This is a genomic window from Burkholderia territorii (genome assembly GCF_001718335.1).
GTDB lineage: Bacteria > Pseudomonadota > Gammaproteobacteria > Burkholderiales > Burkholderiaceae > Burkholderia > Burkholderia territorii.
In genome coordinates this window covers 2,545,857-2,562,470 of sequence record NZ_CP013366.1, presented here as the reverse complement: position 1 = coordinate 2,562,470, position 16,614 = coordinate 2,545,857, and the positions used below count along the sequence as shown (strand labels likewise).

Sequence of the window (16,614 nt, the reverse complement as noted above, 5' to 3'; positions counted from 1 at the left end):
GCGTGCGTGCTACCATTGTTCGATCTTCAATCCCGTCCTTCGATTGTCCTGCAATGAATTCCGAGACCCCTTCGGCACAAGCGCCCGTGACGCTGACGATTGCTTCGCGCGAGAGCCGCCTGGCGATGTGGCAAGCCGAACATGTGCGTGATGCGCTGCGCAAATTATATCCAGCTTGTGACGTGAAAATCCTCGGGATGACGACCCGTGGCGATCAGATTCTCGATCGTACGCTGTCGAAGGTCGGCGGCAAGGGCCTGTTCGTCAAGGAGCTGGAGAACGCGCTCGCCGACGGCCGCGCCGACCTGGCCGTGCATTCGCTGAAGGACGTGCCGATGGCGCTTCCCGACGGTTTCGCGCTCGCCGCGATCATGGAGCGCGAGGATCCGCGCGACGCGTTCGTGTCGAACGACTACGCGTCGCTCGACGCGCTGCCGGCCGGCGCGGTCGTCGGCACGTCGAGCCTGCGCCGCGAGGCGATGCTGCGGGCGCGTTATCCGCACCTGAACGTGCTGCCGCTGCGCGGCAATCTCGACACGCGCCTCGCGAAGCTCGATCGCGGCGATTACGCGGCGATCATTCTCGCGGCCGCGGGCCTGAAGCGTCTTGGCCTCGAAGCGCGGATCCGCGCGTTGATCGACGTGGAGGACAGCCCGCCGGCCGCCGGCCAGGGCGCGCTCGGCATCGAAATCGCCGCGCATCGCACGGACGTCGCCGGATGGCTCGCGCCGCTGCACGACCTGCAGACCGCGCTCGCGGTCGAGGCCGAGCGCACCGTGTCGCGCGCGCTCGGCGGCAGTTGCGAGGTGCCGCTCGCCGCGCACGCGGTGTGGCGCTCGGGCGAGCTGTACCTGACGGGCCGCGTGTCGACGACCGACGGGCAGCGCGTACTGACCGCGCAGGAGTGCGGCGCCGTCGTCACGGTGGCCGATGCGCTCGCGCTCGGCCGCGCGGTGTCCGACGAACTCGACGCGCAGGGCGCGCGCGACATCGTCAACGCACTGCTCGCCGGCTCGCAGGCCGGCAAGGGCGACGCCTGATGGCGGGCGGCGCGCGCGCGTTCACCGCCGTCCTGACGCGCCCGGACGGCCAGTCGGCCGCGCTTGCGGCCCAGCTGGCCGACGCCGGTTGCGACGTGCTCGAATTCCCGCTGATCGACATCGCGCCGGTCGACGATCCGGCGCCGCTCGATGCCGCGTTCGCGGCGCTCGAGCGTTACGCGCTCGTGATCTTCGTGTCGCCGAACGCGATCGACCGCGCGCTGTCGCACTACGGCGCGATCTGGCCGAATGCGCTGCCGGTCGGTGTCGTCGGCCCCGGCAGCATCGCGGCGCTCGAACGCCACGGCATCGCGGCGCCCGCGCATCGCGTGATCGCGCCGCAGGCGCCGGCCGATGGCGGCGTCCCGCATTACGATTCCGAAGGCCTGTTCGCGAGCATCGAGACCGCGTTCGGCGGCGCGCATGCGCTCGCCGGCCAGCACGTGCTGATCGTGCGCGGCGACGGCGGCCGCGAATGGCTCGCCGAGCGCCTGCGCGAAGCCGGCGCGGAGGTCACGCTCGTCGCCGCATACCGGCGCGTCGTGCCCGAGCCGCGCATCGGCGCGTGGGAGCGCGTGCATGCGCTGCTCGCCGGCGCACCGCACGCTTGGCTCGTCACGAGCTCGGAGGGCGTGCGCAATCTGCACGAACTCGCGCGCACGCATCTGAACGACGCCGAGATCGACGCGCTGAAGCACGCGCGGCTCGTGACGCCGCATCCGCGCATCGAGCAGACCGCGCGCGCACTGGGTTTTGATAGGATTACGCTGACCGGCGCGGGCGATGAGCGCATCGTCCGCGCGTTTCGAACGATGGCCGAAGAGGCCGTCCAACCGGCGACAGCCGCACCGGTGACTAAACGCATGACAGATACCAACGATTCCAAAGGCGTCGCTTCCCAGCCGGCCGCTGCATCCGCACCGCCGTCCAGTCCTTCTTATCTCGCGCCGGAACCGCAAGCGCGCCGCGGCGGCAGCGCGGCGCTGTGGTTCGTCGTCGTCGTGCTCGGCTGCGCGGCGGGCGTCGGCGGGTATGCGCTGAACCGCAAGATCGACCGGCTCGACGATTCGTTCGTCGCACGCCAGAAGGCGCTCGATGCGCAGACGGCCGAGACCCGCACGAAGACCGAGCAGGCGCTCGCGAGCGCGCATCAGGTCGACACGCAGCTCGCGCAGCTCGACGGCAAGCTCGCCGACGCGCAGAGCGCGCAGCAGGCGCTGCAGCAGCAATACCAGGACCTGTCGCGCAATCGCGACGCGTGGATGCTCGAGGAAGTCGACCAGATGTTGTCGAGCGCGAGCCAGCAACTGCAGCTGACCGGCAACACGCAACTCGCGCTGATTGCACTGCAGAACGCCGACGCGCGTCTCGCGACGTCGCAGAGCGCGCAGGCCGTGACGGTGCGCAAGGCGCTCGCGCAGGACATCGAGAAGCTGAAGGCCGCACCGTCGGCCGACCTCACGGGCCTCGCGATCAAGCTCGACGACGCGATCGCGAAGATCGACGCGCTGCCGCTGTCGGGCGAGGCGATGGTCCCGCACGCGGCGCCGAAGGCCGCGCCGGCCGACGCGGCGTCGTCGGCCGCGGCCACGGCCGGCGAGCCGCGCTGGAAGGTCTGGTGGCATGACTTCTCGGCCGGGCTCGGCCAGCAACTGAAGGGCCTCGTGCAGGTGCGCCGGATCGACAACGCCGACGCCATGCTCGCATCGCCCGATCAAGGCTACTTCGTGCGCGAGAACGTGAAGCTGCGCCTGCTCACCGCGCGGCTGTCGCTGCTCGCGCGCAACGACGGCGCGATGAAGGCCGACCTGCATGCGGCGCAGGCGTCGCTCGGCAAGTATTTCGATCAGGCATCGAAGGACACGCAAACCGTCGAGGATCTGCTCAGGCAGGTCGACGGCGCATCGTTGACGGTTGCCGTGCCGAACCTGAATACGAGCCTGAACGCCGTTCAGCAGTTCAAGAGCCGGGGGTAACGATGACGCTTCGAGGAATCGTCTGGCTCGCGATCCTGTTCGCGATCGCCGCGGCACTCGCCACCGTCGGCCGTTTCGACGCGGGGCAGGTGCTGCTCGTCTATCCGCCGTACCGGGTCGACGTGTCGCTGAACCTGTTCGTGATCTCCATCGTCGTGCTGTTCATCGTCGTGTACGCGCTGCTGCGCATCGTGCGCAACATCTGGCGCATGCCGCAGCGGGTCGCCGCGTATCGCGCGCGTTCGCGCAACGAGAAGGCGCAGGCGTCGCTGCGCGATGCGATCGCGAACCTGTACGCGGGCCGCTTCTCGCGCGCCGAGAAGGCCGCGCGCGACGCACTCGCGGTCGATGCGAACCAGGGCGCCGCGAGTCTCGTCGCGGCGACCGCCGCGCATCGGATGCACGAGTACGCACGCCGCGACGACTGGCTGTCGAAGGTCGACGCACCGGAGTGGCAGGACGCACGGCTGCTCGCCGCGGCCGACATGCGCGCGGATGCGCGCGATGCCGAAGGTGCGCTCGCCGCGCTGGCCGACCTGCAGGCGGGCGGCAAGCGCATCCACGCGCAGCAGGTCGCGCTGCGCGCGCAGCAGCAGTTGAAGAACTGGGCCGAGGTGCTGAAGCTCGCGAAGGCGCTCGAGAAGCGCGAGGCGCTGCATCCGGCCGCGGCCGTGCGCTTGCGCCAGCAGGCGGCGGAAAATCTGCTGCGTGAACGCCGGCACGATCCGGACGCGCTGCTCGAGGTGTGGCAGTCGCTGTCGCCGCTCGAGCGCCAGTCGCCGCGTCTGGCCGATCTGGCGGCCGACCTGCTGGTGACGCTCGAGCGTCGCACCGAAGCGCGCCGCATCGTCGAGGAAGCGCTCGCGCACAACTGGGATGCGCGCCTGCTGCGCCGCTATCCGGACACGGCCGGCGGCGATGCGTTGCCGCTGATCCAGAAGGCCGAAGGGTGGAAGAAGGATCACCCCGAGGATGCCGACCTGCTGTTCGCGCTCGGGCGTCTCTGTCAGCAGCAGCAGCTGTGGGGCAAGGCGCAGTCGTTCCTCGAGGCAGCGCTGAAGCAGGCCGACAACGAAGCGCTGAAGGTGCGTGCGCACCGTGCGCTCGCACGCCTGTTCGAGCATCTCGGCGAAACCGACAAGGCGGCCAGGCACTACCGCGAAAGCGCGCTCGCGATCACCGTGGTCTGACGCGGCGGCGCGTGCCCGCCGCGCGCAAAAAAGCCCCGAACGCCAACCGGCGGTTCGGGGCTTTTTCATGCATTGCGTTGCGGCGTCACCTGTCGACGAGCCGCTTCGGCACCGACAGCGCAAGCAGCCCGCCGAGCACGAGGAACGCGGCGAGCATGTACATGCCCGCGTCGTTGGCGCCCGTCGCCTGCTTGAGCCAGCCCATCATGTACGGGCTCAGGAAGCCCGCGAGGTTGCCGATCGAGTTGATCATCGCGATGCCCGCGGCAGCGGCCGCGCCGCCGAGGAACGCCGTCGGCAGGCTCCAGAACAGCGGCAGCGTCGTCAGGATGCCCATGGTCGCGAGCGTCAGGCCGAGCATCGCGAGCGCCGTCTCGTGTGCCCAGATCACCGACAGCACGAGCCCGAGCGCGCCGAACGCGGCCGGAATCGCGAGGTGCCAGCGTCGTTCGCGCCGCTTGTCCGCGCTGCGCGCGATCAGGATCATCGCGACCACCGCCGCCGCATACGGAACCGCCGACAGCAGGCCGATCATGAACGAGTCCGTCACGCCGGTCGCCTTGATGATCGTCGGCAGCCAGAAGCCGACGCCGTACAGTCCCATCACGAACGAGAAGTAGATGAGCGCCATCAGCCACACGCGCGGGCTGGCCATCACGGTGCCGAGCGGCAGGTCTTCCTTGGTCGCTTCCTCCGCATCGACGTTGCGCGCGAGCAGCGCCTTTTCGTCGTCGGTGAGCCATTTGGCTTTCGCGATCCGGTCGTCGAGCGCGAAGAATACGAGTACGCCGGCCAGCACCGACGGGATCCCTTCGAGCAGGAACAGCCATTGCCAGCCGTGCCAGCCGCTCACGCCGTTGAACGCCTTCAGGATGAAGCCGGAGATCGGCCCGCCGATCACGCCGGACAACGCGACCGCCGTCATGAAGAACGTCGTCATCCGGCCGCGCCGGTGCGCGGGATACCAGTACGTGAGGTACAGGATCACGCCGGGGAAGAAGCCGGCCTCGGCGACGCCGAGCAGGAAGCGCATCACGTAGAACATCGCGGGCGTCGTGACGAACATCGTCAGGATCGAGATCACGCCCCACGTCGCCATGATGCGCGCGATCCAGACGCGCGCGCCGACCTTGTGCAGGATGATGTTGCTCGGCACTTCGAACAGGAAGTAGCCGAAGAAGAATATCCCGGCGCCGAGCCCGTAGACCGTGTCGCTGAGATTCAGGTCGCTCGCCATCTGCAGCTTCGCGAAGCCGACGTTCACGCGGTCGAGATACGCGACCACGTAGCACAGCAGCAGGAGCGGCGTGAGCCGCCACGACACCTTGCGGTAGGTTGCTTCCTCGAATGCGCCGGACGAGCCCGGCAGCGAGTGCGTCGATGTTGCCATGTTGTCTCCTGTTCATTCTTGTCGTGGCCGACCAGGCGCGGGGGCGCCCGATTTCCGGCCATGCGGGGCAGTGCTGATGCGCGGATGCGGCGCCGGCCGGCGATACCGGCGCGGCGCAATCGAAGCGGTGCGACTAGATGCACCGCCCGCCGTCGACTTCGAGGCAGACGCCGGTGATGAACTCGGCTTCGTCGGACGCGAGGTACAGGGCCGCGTTCGCGATGTCCTGCGGCGTCGAGAAGCGGCCGAGCGGAATCGTCGCGAGGAACCGGCGGCGATTCTCCGGCGTGTCCTCGCAGCCCATGAACTCGGTCATCAGCCCCGTTTCGCCGAGCACCGGGTTGATGCAGTTCACGCGGATCCGGTCGGCGCCGAGCTCGGCCGCGAGCGACTTGCTCGCGGTGATCATCGCGCCCTTCGTGCTGTTGTACCAGACGAGGCCCGGGCGCGGCCGCACGCCGGCCGTCGACGCGACGTTCACGAACACGCCGCCGCCCTGCGCGCGGAAATACGGCACGAAGGTCTGCACGCTCCAGAACAGGCTCTTCATGTTCACGGCGTACACGCGGTCGAACTCGGCTTCCGTCACGTCGAGCACCGGCTTGTTGCGGTGCGTGGTGCCGGCGTTGTTCACGACGATCTGCACCGAATGGAAATCGTCGAGCGCGGCTTGCAGCAGCGCGCGCCAGTCGGCGTCCTTCGACACGTCGCCCGCGACCGCGATCGCCTTGCCGCCCGCCAGCGCGATCTCGCTCGCGACGCGCTCGGCCGCCGCGCCGTTCAGATCGTTGACGACGACGTTCGCGCCTTCTCGTGCATAGGTCTTCGCGATGCCCTCGCCGAAGCCCGAACCGCCGCCCGTGACGATGGCCGTCTTGCCGCTCAGCCGCATGGTGTGTCTCCTGTGTTGGAAGAATGCGTGGTGTGTCGGTGCGCGGCCGGTCGTGGCCGGCCGGGTCGTCCGGTTCAACCGTGCCGGATCGCGATCGTCTTCAGTGCGGTGAAGCCGTACAGCGCCTCGAAGCCCTTCTCGCGACCATGCCCCGAGTGGCCGACGCCGCCGAACGGCAGCTCGACGCCGCCGCCGGCTCCATAGTTGTTGATGAATACCTGGCCCGCGCGCAGCCGGCGCGCGACACGCAGCTGGCGTGCGCCGTCGCGGGTCCAGATGCCCGCGACGAGGCCGTACGGCGTGCCGTTCGCGAGCGCGACCGCTTCGTCTTCGTCGACGAAACGCATCGCGGCAAGGACCGGGCCGAACACTTCCTCCTGCGCGAGCCGGTGCGACGGCGGCACGTCGCGCAGCAGCGCGGGCGCCTGGTAGAAGCCGCTTTCCGGCGCATCGGCGACGACCTGGCCGTGCGCGGCCATCGGAATGCCGTCGTGCTGCGCGTCGGAGAGGAAATCCCACACCCGCTGCTGCTGCTTCGCATTGATCAGCGGGCCGCAGTCGAGATCCGCGCGGCTCGGGCCGACCCGCAGCCCGTTGAACGCGGTGGCGAGGCGTTCGACGAGCGGCTCGTAGACCGCGCGCTCGATCAGCACGCGGCTGCCGGCCGAGCAGGTTTGCCCGCCGTTCTGCACGATCGCCGATACGAGCACGGGCAGCGCCGCGTCGAGGTCGGCATCGGCGAACACGATCTGCGGCGACTTGCCGCCGAGCTCGAGCGTGACGGGTACGTGGTTCTCGGCGGCCATCTGCGTGACCAGCTTGCCGGTCGCCGGCGAGCCGGTAAACGAGATGTGGTCGATGCCGGGATGGCGCGCGAGCGCGGCGCCCGCTTCATGGCCGTAGCCGGTGACGATGTTCAGTGCGCCGGCCGGCAGCCCGGCTTCGGCGGCCAGCTCGGCCACGCGCAGCAACGACAGGCAAGCATCCTCGGCCGGCTTCACGACGCACGCGTTGCCGGCCGCGAGCGCCGCGCCGACGCTGCGCCCGAAGATCTGCATCGGGTAGTTCCACGGCACGATGTGGCCGGTGACGCCGTGCGGCTCGCGCACCGTCAGCACCGTGTAGCCGGCCTGATAGGGCAGGGTTTCGCCATGCAGCTTGTCGGCGGCGCCCGCGTAGAACTCGAAGTAGCGCGCGAGCGCGGCCGCGTCGGCACGCGCCTGCTTCAGCGGCTTGCCGGTGTCGCGCGCCTCGATCGCGGCGAGTTCCTCGAGGTGGTCGGCGACGCGCGCGGACAGCCGCATCAGCACGCGGCCGCGCTCGGCCGCGCTCGCTGCGCCCCACGGGCCCGCGAACGCGTCGCGGGCCGCGGCGACCGCGCGCTCGATGTCGGGCGCGGTGCCGCGCGCGATCGTCGCGAACGGCTGGCCGTCGGACGGGTCGATGACCGGAATCGTCTCCAGTTGCGCGGGTAACGTCCATTCGCCCGCGATGAAGTGCTTCGCTTCTTCCATGCCTGCTCCCATGCTTCGCGCATCGGCCGGATGCCGGCCGCGCTGACGCCGCGCGCGGTTCGGTGCGTCGAGATCCGGAACGATTATCGCGCCGATCGTCATCCGGACGCCACCGGTCGATTGGCTATAATGGCGCATTCCCTGCGGGGACGCCCGCGGCGGTGCAACGGTCGCGGCGCCCTGTCCCGAATTCCATCGACCAACAGAGAGCGCTATGAGCTTCAATCATGTTCCGGCCGGCAAGGACCTGCCGCACGATTTCAACGTGATCATCGAGATCCCCGCGCAAAGCGATCCGGTGAAGTACGAGGCGGACAAGGAGCTGGGTCTCCTCGTCGTCGACCGCTTCATCGGCACGGGCATGCGCTACCCGGTCAACTACGGCTACATTCCGCAGACGCTGTCGGGCGACGGCGATCCGGTCGACGTGCTGGTGATCACGCCGTTCCCGCTGCTGGCCGGCTCGATCGTGCGTTCGCGCGTGCTCGGCATGCTGCAGATGACCGACGAGTCGGGCGTCGACGCGAAGCTCGTCGCCGTGCCGCACGACAAGGTCTGCCCGATGACGGCGAACCTGAAGTCGATCGACGACGTGCCCGAATACCTGAAGGACCAGATCAAGCACTTCTTCGAGCAATACAAGGCGCTCGAGAAGGGCAAGTGGGTGAAGGTCGAAGGCTGGGCCGGCATCGACGCCGCGCACAAGGAAATCGCCGACGGCGCCGCGAACTACAAGAAGTAAGCCGGCAGGCCGGCCCCGCGGCCGGTTCGTTCGGAACGCAAACCGCGCGTGTCTCCTCAGGAGGCCGCGCGGTTTTGTTTTGTGCGCGGGGCGGCGCGTGCGACGGTCTTCTTGCGGGCCGGAGCGGGCTGGCTGCCCGTGGTTGCGGCGGTCTTCGCACGTTTTGTCGCCGTCGCGCGGCGCGCGGAGCTGACGGGCGCCGCGACGGCTTCGATCACTTCGGCGACGACCTTCCTCGCCGACGAACGGTCTCGCGCCGGCGCGGAAGTAGTGCCGGCGAGCGCGTTAGCGGCGGGCTTTCCGCCGGTTGCTCGCGCGTTGCGTTTCGGCGATGTGTTCGTGGCCGCCTTGTCCCGTTTTGCCGGCGTGCCGCGCGAGGCGGTCTTTTTTCCTTCGGTATCCTCGGCCGTCCTCGCACGCTTCCGGGCGACGGGCGCGGCCTTTGCCGACGCCGGCGCGCCTCGTCGGGGCTTCGCGGTCCCGGGCTTTTTTCCGGCGGATTCGCTCTTCGCGGCTTTATCGCGAGCCGCTTCGGTTTCGGTCGGCCGCGTGGCAAGGTCGGCGCGTTGCGCCTGCGCCTTTTTCCTTCGGCGGGTGCCGTCCTGCGGCCCGGCGGCGTCGACGTTTCCGTCGGTCGACATCCCGGCCGGCAGCACTGATTCGAGCGTCCGGATCCCGGCCGCGAGTTCGCGCTTCTGCGCCGCCGTGAGCCGCTTCACCCAGTATTCGGCGCGCGACGCGATCGACCGGTCGGGCAGCGGAAACGATGCGAGCACGGCGCGCGGCTTGCGCGAGCGCGTATAGCGCGCGCCCTTGCCGGACGCGTGCTCGTCGAAGCGCGCTGCGACGTCGGTCGTGATGCCCGTGTAGACGCTGTCGTCGGCGCACTCGATCAGATACAGAAACCAGGACATGGGAAGGCGGCGGGATGCGAAGCCGTCAGTGTCTCAGAAATGGCACGCGCCGACGCCGCCGATCGCCGTGGCCGGTGCCGAAGCGGCTCGCCGGCCGGCCGATGCTACCCGGTGCTGCGCCGGAACGGATCGTGCTCGCGCAACTCGTCGACGTACGCGTGGATATGCTCGGTCTCGCGTTCGAGAAAGCGTGCGACCGCATCGGAGAACGCCGGGTGCGCGAGCCAGTGCGCGGAATGCGTGACGGTCGGCAGGAAGCCGCGCGCGAGCTTGTGCTCGCCCTGCGCGCCGCCCTCGAACGTGTCGAGTCCGGCCTCGATGCAGAACTCGAGCAACTGATAGTAGGCCGTTTCGAAATGCAGGCAGGGCACGTGTTCGAGCGCGCCCCAGTAGCGGCCGTACAGCGTGCCGCCGTTGCCGTTCGCGCCGCACCGGTAGACGGCGAGCGAGCTGGCGATCGGCTTGCCGTCGGCTTGCGCGATCACGAGCAGCAGGTTCTCCGGCATCGTCGCGCCGATCGTGCGGAAGAAGTCGAGGTTCAGGTACGGGCTCGAATAGTGCTCGCGGTACGTCTGCCGATAGCAGCGCGTGAAGAAGCGCCAGTCGGCGTCGGTGATCTGCTCGCCGGTGAGCCGCCGGAACGTGACCCCGGCATCGCGCACCTTGCGCCGTTCGGCGCGGATGTTCTTGCGCTTCTTTTGCTCGAGCGTGCCGAGGAAGTCGTCGAAGTCGCGATAGCCGTCGTTGAGCCAGTGAAACTGCACGCCTTCGCGCAGCATCATGCCCATCGACTCGAGCAGCCGCGCTTCGTCGCCGGTGGGAAACAGCACGTGCAGCGACGACACGTCGCTCTGCTCGGCGAACGCCAGCAGCGTGGCCGCGAGCCGGCGGCGCGCGTCGTCGTCGGCGGCGAGCAGGCGCGTGCCCTGCACGGGCGTGAACGGCACCGCGCACAGCAGCTTCGGGTAATAGGGCAGGTCGTTGCGCTGATACGCATCGGCCCACGCCCAGTCGAACACGTATTCGCCGTATGAATGCTGTTTCGCGTAGACGGGGGCGGCGGCCGCGAGCCGGCCCGTGCCGGCGTCGGTCAGCGTGACGAAGTGCGGCGACCAGCCGGTCTCGTCGACCGCGCAGCGCGCGACGTGCAGCGCGTCGAGAAATTCGTGGCGCAGGAACGGCGTCGGCTGCGCGTCGCGCTCGAGCAGCGCGTTCCATTCGTCGGCCGGCACCTCGGCGGGGGACGACAGGATGCCCGTGCGATAATCGATGCGTTCGTGTTTCAAGCGTGAATCCGTACTGTTGGATGCCGCCGGACGCGTGCCACCGTGGCCCGCGTCCGGGACGATTTCGTCAGCCGTTCAGGGCGCGCCGCCAGGCCGCGCCGATCCCGTCATGAAGACCCGACTCGCTCTCGCCCAGATCAACGTCACCGTCGGCGATTTCGCCGGCAACGTCGCGCGGATCGTCGCCGCCGCGCGCGCCGCGCACAACGACGGTGCGCGCCTGATGATCGCGCCCGAACTCGCGCTGTCCGGCTACCCGCCGGAAGACCTGCTCCTGCGCCCCGCGTTCTACACGGCGGCGGCCGCCGCACTCGACACGCTCGCCGATGCGCTGCGCGCGTTCGACGGGCTCGCGGTGCTGGTCGGCCATCCGTTGCGGAGCGCGAGCGGCGCTCCGCCGGGCGGCGCTCCGCATGCGCCAGCCGTCGATGGTAATGCAAACCGTCCGATCGAGCGCGGCGTGCCGCCGACCGATACCTACAACGCGGTGTCGCTGATCGTCGGCGGCGAGATCGTCGGCACATACCGCAAGCAGGACCTGCCGAACGCCGACGTGTTCGACGAGAAGCGCTACTTCGCGACGGACACCGAGCCGCTCGTGTTCGAGCTCGACGGCGTCAGGTACGGCGTGATCATCTGCGAGGACGCATGGCATGCGTCGGCCGCGCAGATCGCGAAGGCCGCCGGCGCGCAGGTGCTGCTGATCCCGAACGGTTCGCCTTATCACATGAACAAGGAAGCGCTGCGCATCGACATCCTGCGCGCGCGGATCCGCGAAACCGGGCTGCCGATGGTGTACGTGAACCTCGTCGGCGGCCAGGACGAGCTCGTGTTCGATGGCGGCTCGTTCGTGCTCGACGCGCAGGGCGCGCTCGTCGCGAGGATGCCGCAGTTCGAGGAAGGGCACGCGATCGTCGAATTCGACGGGCCGCGCCCGCTGCCCGGCGCGATCGCGCCGGAGCTGCCGGTCGACGCGCAGGTCTATCGCGCGCTCGTGGCCGGCGTGCGCGACTACATCGGCAAGAACGGTTTTCCCGGCGTGCTGATCGGGCTGTCGGGCGGCGTCGATTCGGCGCTGGTGCTCGCGGTCGCCTGCGACGCGCTCGGGCCCGAGCGCGTGCGCGCGGTGATGATGCCGTCGCGCTACACGGCCGACATCTCGACGACCGACGCGGCGGAGATGGCGCGGCGCGTGGGCGTGCGCTACGACGAGATCGCGATCGCGCCGATGTTCGACGCGTTCCGCGCGGCGCTCGCGGGCGAGTTCGCGGGCCGCGCGGAGGACGCGACGGAGGAGAACATCCAGGCGCGCATTCGCGGCACGCTCCTGATGGCGCTGTCGAACAAGTTCGGCTCGATCGTGCTGACCACCGGCAACAAGAGCGAGATGGCGGTCGGCTACTGCACGCTGTACGGCGACATGGCCGGCGGCTTCGCGGTGATCAAGGACATCGCGAAAACGCAGGTCTACCGGCTGTGCCGCTATCGCAACGCCACGACGGACTACGGCCCGCGCGACGTGATTCCGGAGCGGATCCTGACGCGCGCGCCGTCGGCCGAGCTGCGCGAGAACCAGACGGACCAGGACAGCCTGCCGCCGTACGACGTGCTCGACGCGATCATGCGGATGTACATGGAGGAGGACCGGCCGCTCGCGGAGATCGTCGCGGCCGGCTATGCGGAGGCCGACGTCGCGCGCGTGACGCGGCTCATCAAGATCAACGAATACAAGCGCCGCCAGGCGCCGATCGGCATTCGCGTCACGCATCGCGCATTCGGGCGCGACTGGCGCTATCCGATCACGTCGCGCTTTACCGAACGTCTCGACTGAGCCGGGCTGGGCCGTACGCGGCCGGCCGGCTTACAATCGGGATCGCGATTTTTCATCCAAACGAGCATTGAGGGACAACCATCATGAAACGCATCACCGCCATCATCAAGCCGTTCAAGCTGGACGAAGTCCGCGAAGCGCTCGCCGAAGTGGGCCTCACGGGCCTGACCGTGACGGAAGTGAAGGGCTTCGGTCGCCAGAAAGGGCACACCGAGCTGTATCGCGGCGCCGAATACGTGGTCGACTTCCTGCCGAAGATGAAGATCGAGGTGGTCGTCGCGGAAGCGCAGGTCGACCAGGTGATCGACGCGGTGATCGGCGCGGCACGCACGGGCAAGATCGGTGACGGCAAGATCTTCGTGTCGGACGTCGAGCGCGTGATCCGTATCCGCACCGGCGAAGAGAACGAAGCGGCAGTCTGAGCGCCAGCTCCGCGCCGATTGGCCGCACGGCCTGCCCGGGCGATCGGCGGCGAATCGCCCGATTCCGGGCCGCCAATAAAAAACGGTGCGGATACCCGGGTGGGTACCGCACCGATACGCGCCTCTCGCAGCAGCGTGGAAAGTGTTGTCGAATCGTTCTCTGGACGGCGCCTGATCAGAACAGGTGCTGGATGCCGGCGTAGACGCCGGTCTGGCTGCCGCCCGGATGCGGGTTGCCCGTCGAGACGGCCGTGCCGGCGCCGTTTGCGTTCAGGCCGAAGTTGGCCGTCGAGCTGTTGCGCACCGTCGCGACTTGCAGGTCGAACAGCGTGCGCTTCGAAATGTTGTACGAGCCGCCGACCGTGTAGATGTTGGCATTGCCGCCACCGTGGTTGGCGTTCACGTGGTACACGGCCGCGATCAGCGCTGCCGCCGGCGTGGCCTGCCACGTCACGCCGCCCCAGACCTGCTGGGTGCCCGTCACGCCGGCGTTGACTGCCGGGCCGCCGCTGCCGTCCGCGTGCGATGCCTGGTAAGCCGCCTGAACCTTGAACTGGCCGAGGAACACGTTCACGCCGGCGAAATATTCACGCGAGTAGTTGAACACGTCCGAGAAGCGGCCGTTGCTGTCGCGCGTTTCGTCGTAGATGCCGCGCAACTGGAACAGCGAGTTCGTATAGGTGATCTGACCGCCCATTGCACGACCCGGCTGGCCGGCCGTCGTGTTGCCGTTGAAGCTGGTCGAGTTCGAGAACGAGAACTGGCCGTAGAAGTCGAGGCCGTAGAGCGACGGCGACTGGTACGACACGTTGTTGCTGGTCTTGTTCCAGTTGCGGCCGCGCACGAGCGATGCCGTCGACCAGGCGGACTGGCCGAACGGGTCGAAGTCCCACACGCCGTTGGCGATCGCGAGTTCGCGACCCAGCAGCAGCGTACCGTAGCGGTCGTTCGAAATGCCGACGGTCGCGAAACGATCCCAGATCGAGCCGCTGAAGCCGCCCGTCATCGTGTTGAACGCGCCTTCGAGGTGGAACAGGATCTTGTTGCCGCCGCCGATGTCCTCGCTGCCCTTCAAGCCCCACAGGCTCGTGCCCCAGTCGCCGCTTTCGGCGCGCACTTGGTGGCCGTTCTGCAGGCCGTTCAGGTACTCGAGGCCGGCATCCAGGCGACCATACAGCGTGACGCTGCTCTGCGCGTGCGCCGTAACCACCCCAGCAGCCATCAGCGCGGCCGCGACCAAAGCTTTCTTCATCATCTCCTCCATACCCTGTCAAAAAGTCAACCCAGACTGCACGAGATGCCCGGAGCAGCGAGCGCCGGGCAAAAGCGAAAAGCGGGATAACCAGGGAGACCTCGTGCAAGGCCGGTAAGCGCGGCACGCGGGCAAGCGGACGGAAAACCGTTGAGCGGTCCCGCGCGGCCGGGTGGGCTTGCGGGGTCTCCTTGTTGTGTCGTGAAGCTAAACTACATTTCACGAACTTCGTTTTGCTACTTTGGTTACTAATTTAGCAAAAATACAATTTTGTGGCGACGGAAATCGTTGTTTGACTAACAGCTGTCGCCAATTTGCCATGCAACACAGTGCGCGACGGGTGCCCAACAGGGTGTCGATTGCCGTAAAACCCTTGTCGGAGAAGGGAGACACGGATTCGGTGCATGTGGGTCAAGGATTGCCACTATTGACGTCATCGGGCCGCGAGCGTAAGCACACGCAAGGCGAAATTGGTAAGTATTTCGTAATGAATTCGGCGGCGTTGCGCCGTTGCCGGCCGCGGCCGGAAACGCTCGTCCGGCAAGGCTGGCGCCGCTTGCGGTGCAAGCGCGCGGCTCAGGCGGATGCCGCTCGCGCATCGAGCAACTGCGCGCGAAGCCATCGATGCGCGTCGGTGCGCGCATGCTTCGCATGCGAGTAGACCTTCACCGTGTAGCGCGGGATGTCGAACGGTGCGGGGAAGATGCGGATCGGCGCCGCGTGACGCAACGCCTGCGCGGCACGGTTCGGCACCGTCATCAGGAGTGCAGACTCCGCGATCACGAACGGTGCGGCCAGCACGCTCGGCAATTGCGCGGCGACTTGCCGCGCGAGGCCCAGCCGGTCGAGCACGTAGTCGATGACGCCGCGCGACTCGTTCCACGGCGTGACGACCACGTGGCGTGCCGCGAGGTACTGGTCGAGCGTCAACCGCCGGCGGATCGACGGATGCCTGGCGCTCGCGATCACCACGTAGTCGTCCGAAAACCAGTCGAAATCCTCGATGCCCGGCGCGTCGGCGGCCGATTCCTCGTGATAGCCGAGCGCGAAGTCGATATGGCCGGCCGCGAGTTCGTCGATCGAAATCTTGCGGTCGGAGTGGACGACGCGGATCCGCAACCGCGGCGCGACCTGCTCGATGCGCGCGAGCAATGCCGGCAGCACGGCGAACGCCGTGTAGTCGCTCGCGGCGAACACGAACGTGCGGTCGCTTTGCGCCGGATCGAAGCGGCGTGCGCGGGCCAATCCCTTCGACATCGTGTCGAGCGCGTCGCCGGCCCAGGTGGCGATGTCGTCGGCGCGCACGGTCGGCTGCATCTCGTTGCCGAGCCGCACGAACAGCGCGTCGCCGATCGCGTCGCGCAGCCTCGCGAGCGCGTGGCTCAGCGCGGACGGGCTCATCGCCAGCTCGTGCGCGGCCGCGGCGACCGACCGGTGGCGGTACAGCGCGTCGAATGCGAGCAGCAGGTTCAGGTCGAGACGGCGCAGATCGGGATGCATCATGTTCATGTCCGGATGAAGAAACTGCACTTCCTGCAGTTGATCCGCGAACGTACCATGTCGATCTGTCCGACGCCAGGCGCGCTCGCGCGGGCGCCGCAATCCGTTGTCAGTCCGGGCCGAAGGAGGGCTCCCCACCGTGCAAATCGACATTCGTTCCGCCACCGTCGCCGACGTGCCGCAAATCCTGCGTTTCATCACCGAACTGGCCATCTACGAGAAGGCGGAGCACGAAGTGGTCGCGACGCCCGCGTCGCTCGAGCGCAGCCTGTTCGGCGAAGGCACGCCGGCGCGCGCGTTGATCTGCGAGGTCGACGGCGAGCCGGCCGGCTTCGCCGTGTATTTCTTCTCGTATTCGACGTGGCTCGGCCGCCAGGGGCTGTATCTCGAGGATCTGTACGTGTCGCCGCGCTTTCGCGGCGCGGGTGCCGGGCTGCGGCTGCTGAAGGCGCTCGCACGCATCGCCGTGGACAGCGGCTGCGGCCGTTTCGAATGGAGCGTGCTCGACTGGAACGAGCCGGCGATCCGCTTCTATGAAAGCGTCGGCGCGGCGCCGCAGAGCGAATGGGTGCGCTACCGGCTCGCGGGCGATGCGTTGCGCGCGTTCGCCGACGGCGCGCCGGTCGACGCCGCGTAAACGCAAGACGGGCGCCGCATGGCGCCCG

Annotated in this window: 14 protein-coding genes; 7 read left to right on the top strand and 7 right to left on the bottom strand. The window is 68.4% G+C overall.

What is annotated here, in order from left to right; translation table 11 throughout:
• Positions 1-53: 53 nt before the first annotated feature.
• Genes hemC through WS51_RS22370 form a run of 3 tightly spaced genes read left to right on the top strand, consistent with a single transcriptional unit; the run spans position 54 to position 4,206 of the window.
• The gene (hemC, locus tag WS51_RS22380; RefSeq protein ID WP_059451012.1) at positions 54-1,040 is read left to right on the top strand and encodes a hydroxymethylbilane synthase; all 987 of its coding nucleotides are present in this window, start codon (positions 54-56) and stop codon (positions 1,038-1,040) included.
• Positions 1,040-3,016: a fused uroporphyrinogen-III synthase HemD/membrane protein HemX gene (gene hemDX, locus WS51_RS22375; RefSeq protein WP_069229791.1), complete on the top strand. Its 1,977-nt coding sequence runs from the start codon at positions 1,040-1,042 to the stop codon at positions 3,014-3,016. Before hemC ends, hemDX begins: the two co-directional genes overlap by 1 nt.
• Positions 3,017-3,018: 2 nt before the next feature.
• Positions 3,019-4,206, top strand: a complete 1,188-nt coding sequence (locus tag WS51_RS22370; protein WP_059451014.1) for a heme biosynthesis protein HemY — start codon at positions 3,019-3,021, stop codon at positions 4,204-4,206.
• An 85-nt stretch (positions 4,207-4,291) separates the two neighbouring features.
• On the opposite strand, the gene WS51_RS22365 is transcribed toward WS51_RS22370, so the two are convergent.
• The 3 genes from WS51_RS22365 to WS51_RS22355 form a co-directional block, all read right to left on the bottom strand.
• Positions 4,292-5,596, bottom strand: coding sequence for an MFS transporter (locus WS51_RS22365; RefSeq protein WP_059451015.1), 1,305 nt, complete (start codon positions 5,594-5,596; stop codon positions 4,292-4,294).
• Positions 5,597-5,729: 133 nt separating this feature from the next.
• On the bottom strand, positions 5,730-6,488 hold the full coding sequence (locus tag WS51_RS22360; RefSeq protein WP_059979161.1) for an SDR family oxidoreductase: 759 nt from the start codon (positions 6,486-6,488) through the stop codon (positions 5,730-5,732).
• A gap of 74 nt (positions 6,489-6,562) precedes the next feature.
• A complete protein-coding gene (locus tag WS51_RS22355) occupies positions 6,563-8,002 on the bottom strand; it encodes an aldehyde dehydrogenase family protein (RefSeq protein WP_059451042.1) in 1,440 nt (479 codons plus the stop codon).
• Positions 8,003-8,216: 214 nt separating this feature from the next.
• Here WS51_RS22355 and ppa point away from each other — a divergent pair, with 214 nt between their 5' ends.
• A complete protein-coding gene (gene ppa, locus WS51_RS22350) occupies positions 8,217-8,744 on the top strand; it encodes an inorganic diphosphatase (RefSeq protein WP_011885693.1) in 528 nt (175 codons plus the stop codon).
• A gap of 56 nt (positions 8,745-8,800) precedes the next feature.
• Here the strand turns inward: ppa and WS51_RS22345 are convergent, their stop codons facing one another.
• Positions 8,801-9,658 (bottom strand): GIY-YIG nuclease family protein, encoded by an 858-nt coding sequence (locus tag WS51_RS22345; RefSeq protein ID WP_069229790.1) that lies wholly within the window; start codon positions 9,656-9,658, stop codon positions 8,801-8,803.
• A 104-nt stretch (positions 9,659-9,762) separates the two neighbouring features.
• Positions 9,763-10,944 (bottom strand): GNAT family N-acetyltransferase, encoded by a 1,182-nt coding sequence (locus WS51_RS22340; RefSeq protein ID WP_069229789.1) that lies wholly within the window; start codon positions 10,942-10,944, stop codon positions 9,763-9,765.
• A 109-nt stretch (positions 10,945-11,053) separates the two neighbouring features.
• Between WS51_RS22340 and WS51_RS22335 the strand changes: the two genes are divergently transcribed.
• Both WS51_RS22335 and WS51_RS22330 read left to right on the top strand, forming a co-directional pair.
• Positions 11,054-12,775, top strand: coding sequence for an NAD+ synthase (locus tag WS51_RS22335; protein ID WP_069229788.1), 1,722 nt, complete (start codon positions 11,054-11,056; stop codon positions 12,773-12,775).
• A gap of 83 nt (positions 12,776-12,858) precedes the next feature.
• A complete protein-coding gene (locus WS51_RS22330; protein WP_006398637.1) occupies positions 12,859-13,197 on the top strand; it encodes a P-II family nitrogen regulator in 339 nt (112 codons plus the stop codon).
• A 175-nt stretch (positions 13,198-13,372) separates the two neighbouring features.
• Here the strand turns inward: WS51_RS22330 and WS51_RS22325 are convergent, their stop codons facing one another.
• Both WS51_RS22325 and WS51_RS22320 read right to left on the bottom strand, forming a co-directional pair.
• On the bottom strand, positions 13,373-14,452 hold the full coding sequence (locus WS51_RS22325) for a porin (RefSeq protein WP_059451020.1): 1,080 nt from the start codon (positions 14,450-14,452) through the stop codon (positions 13,373-13,375).
• Positions 14,453-15,025: 573 nt separating this feature from the next.
• Complete coding sequence (locus WS51_RS22320; RefSeq protein WP_059451043.1) at positions 15,026-15,952, bottom strand: LysR family transcriptional regulator; 927 nt, start codon at positions 15,950-15,952, stop codon at positions 15,026-15,028.
• Positions 15,953-16,088: 136 nt separating this feature from the next.
• On the opposite strand from WS51_RS22320, the gene WS51_RS22315 reads away from it, so the two are divergent.
• Positions 16,089-16,586 carry a GNAT family N-acetyltransferase gene (locus tag WS51_RS22315; protein ID WP_059508212.1) on the top strand — a complete coding sequence of 166 codons (498 nt, stop codon included), beginning with the start codon at positions 16,089-16,091 and terminating at the stop codon, positions 16,584-16,586.
• Positions 16,587-16,614 lie beyond the last annotated feature (28 nt).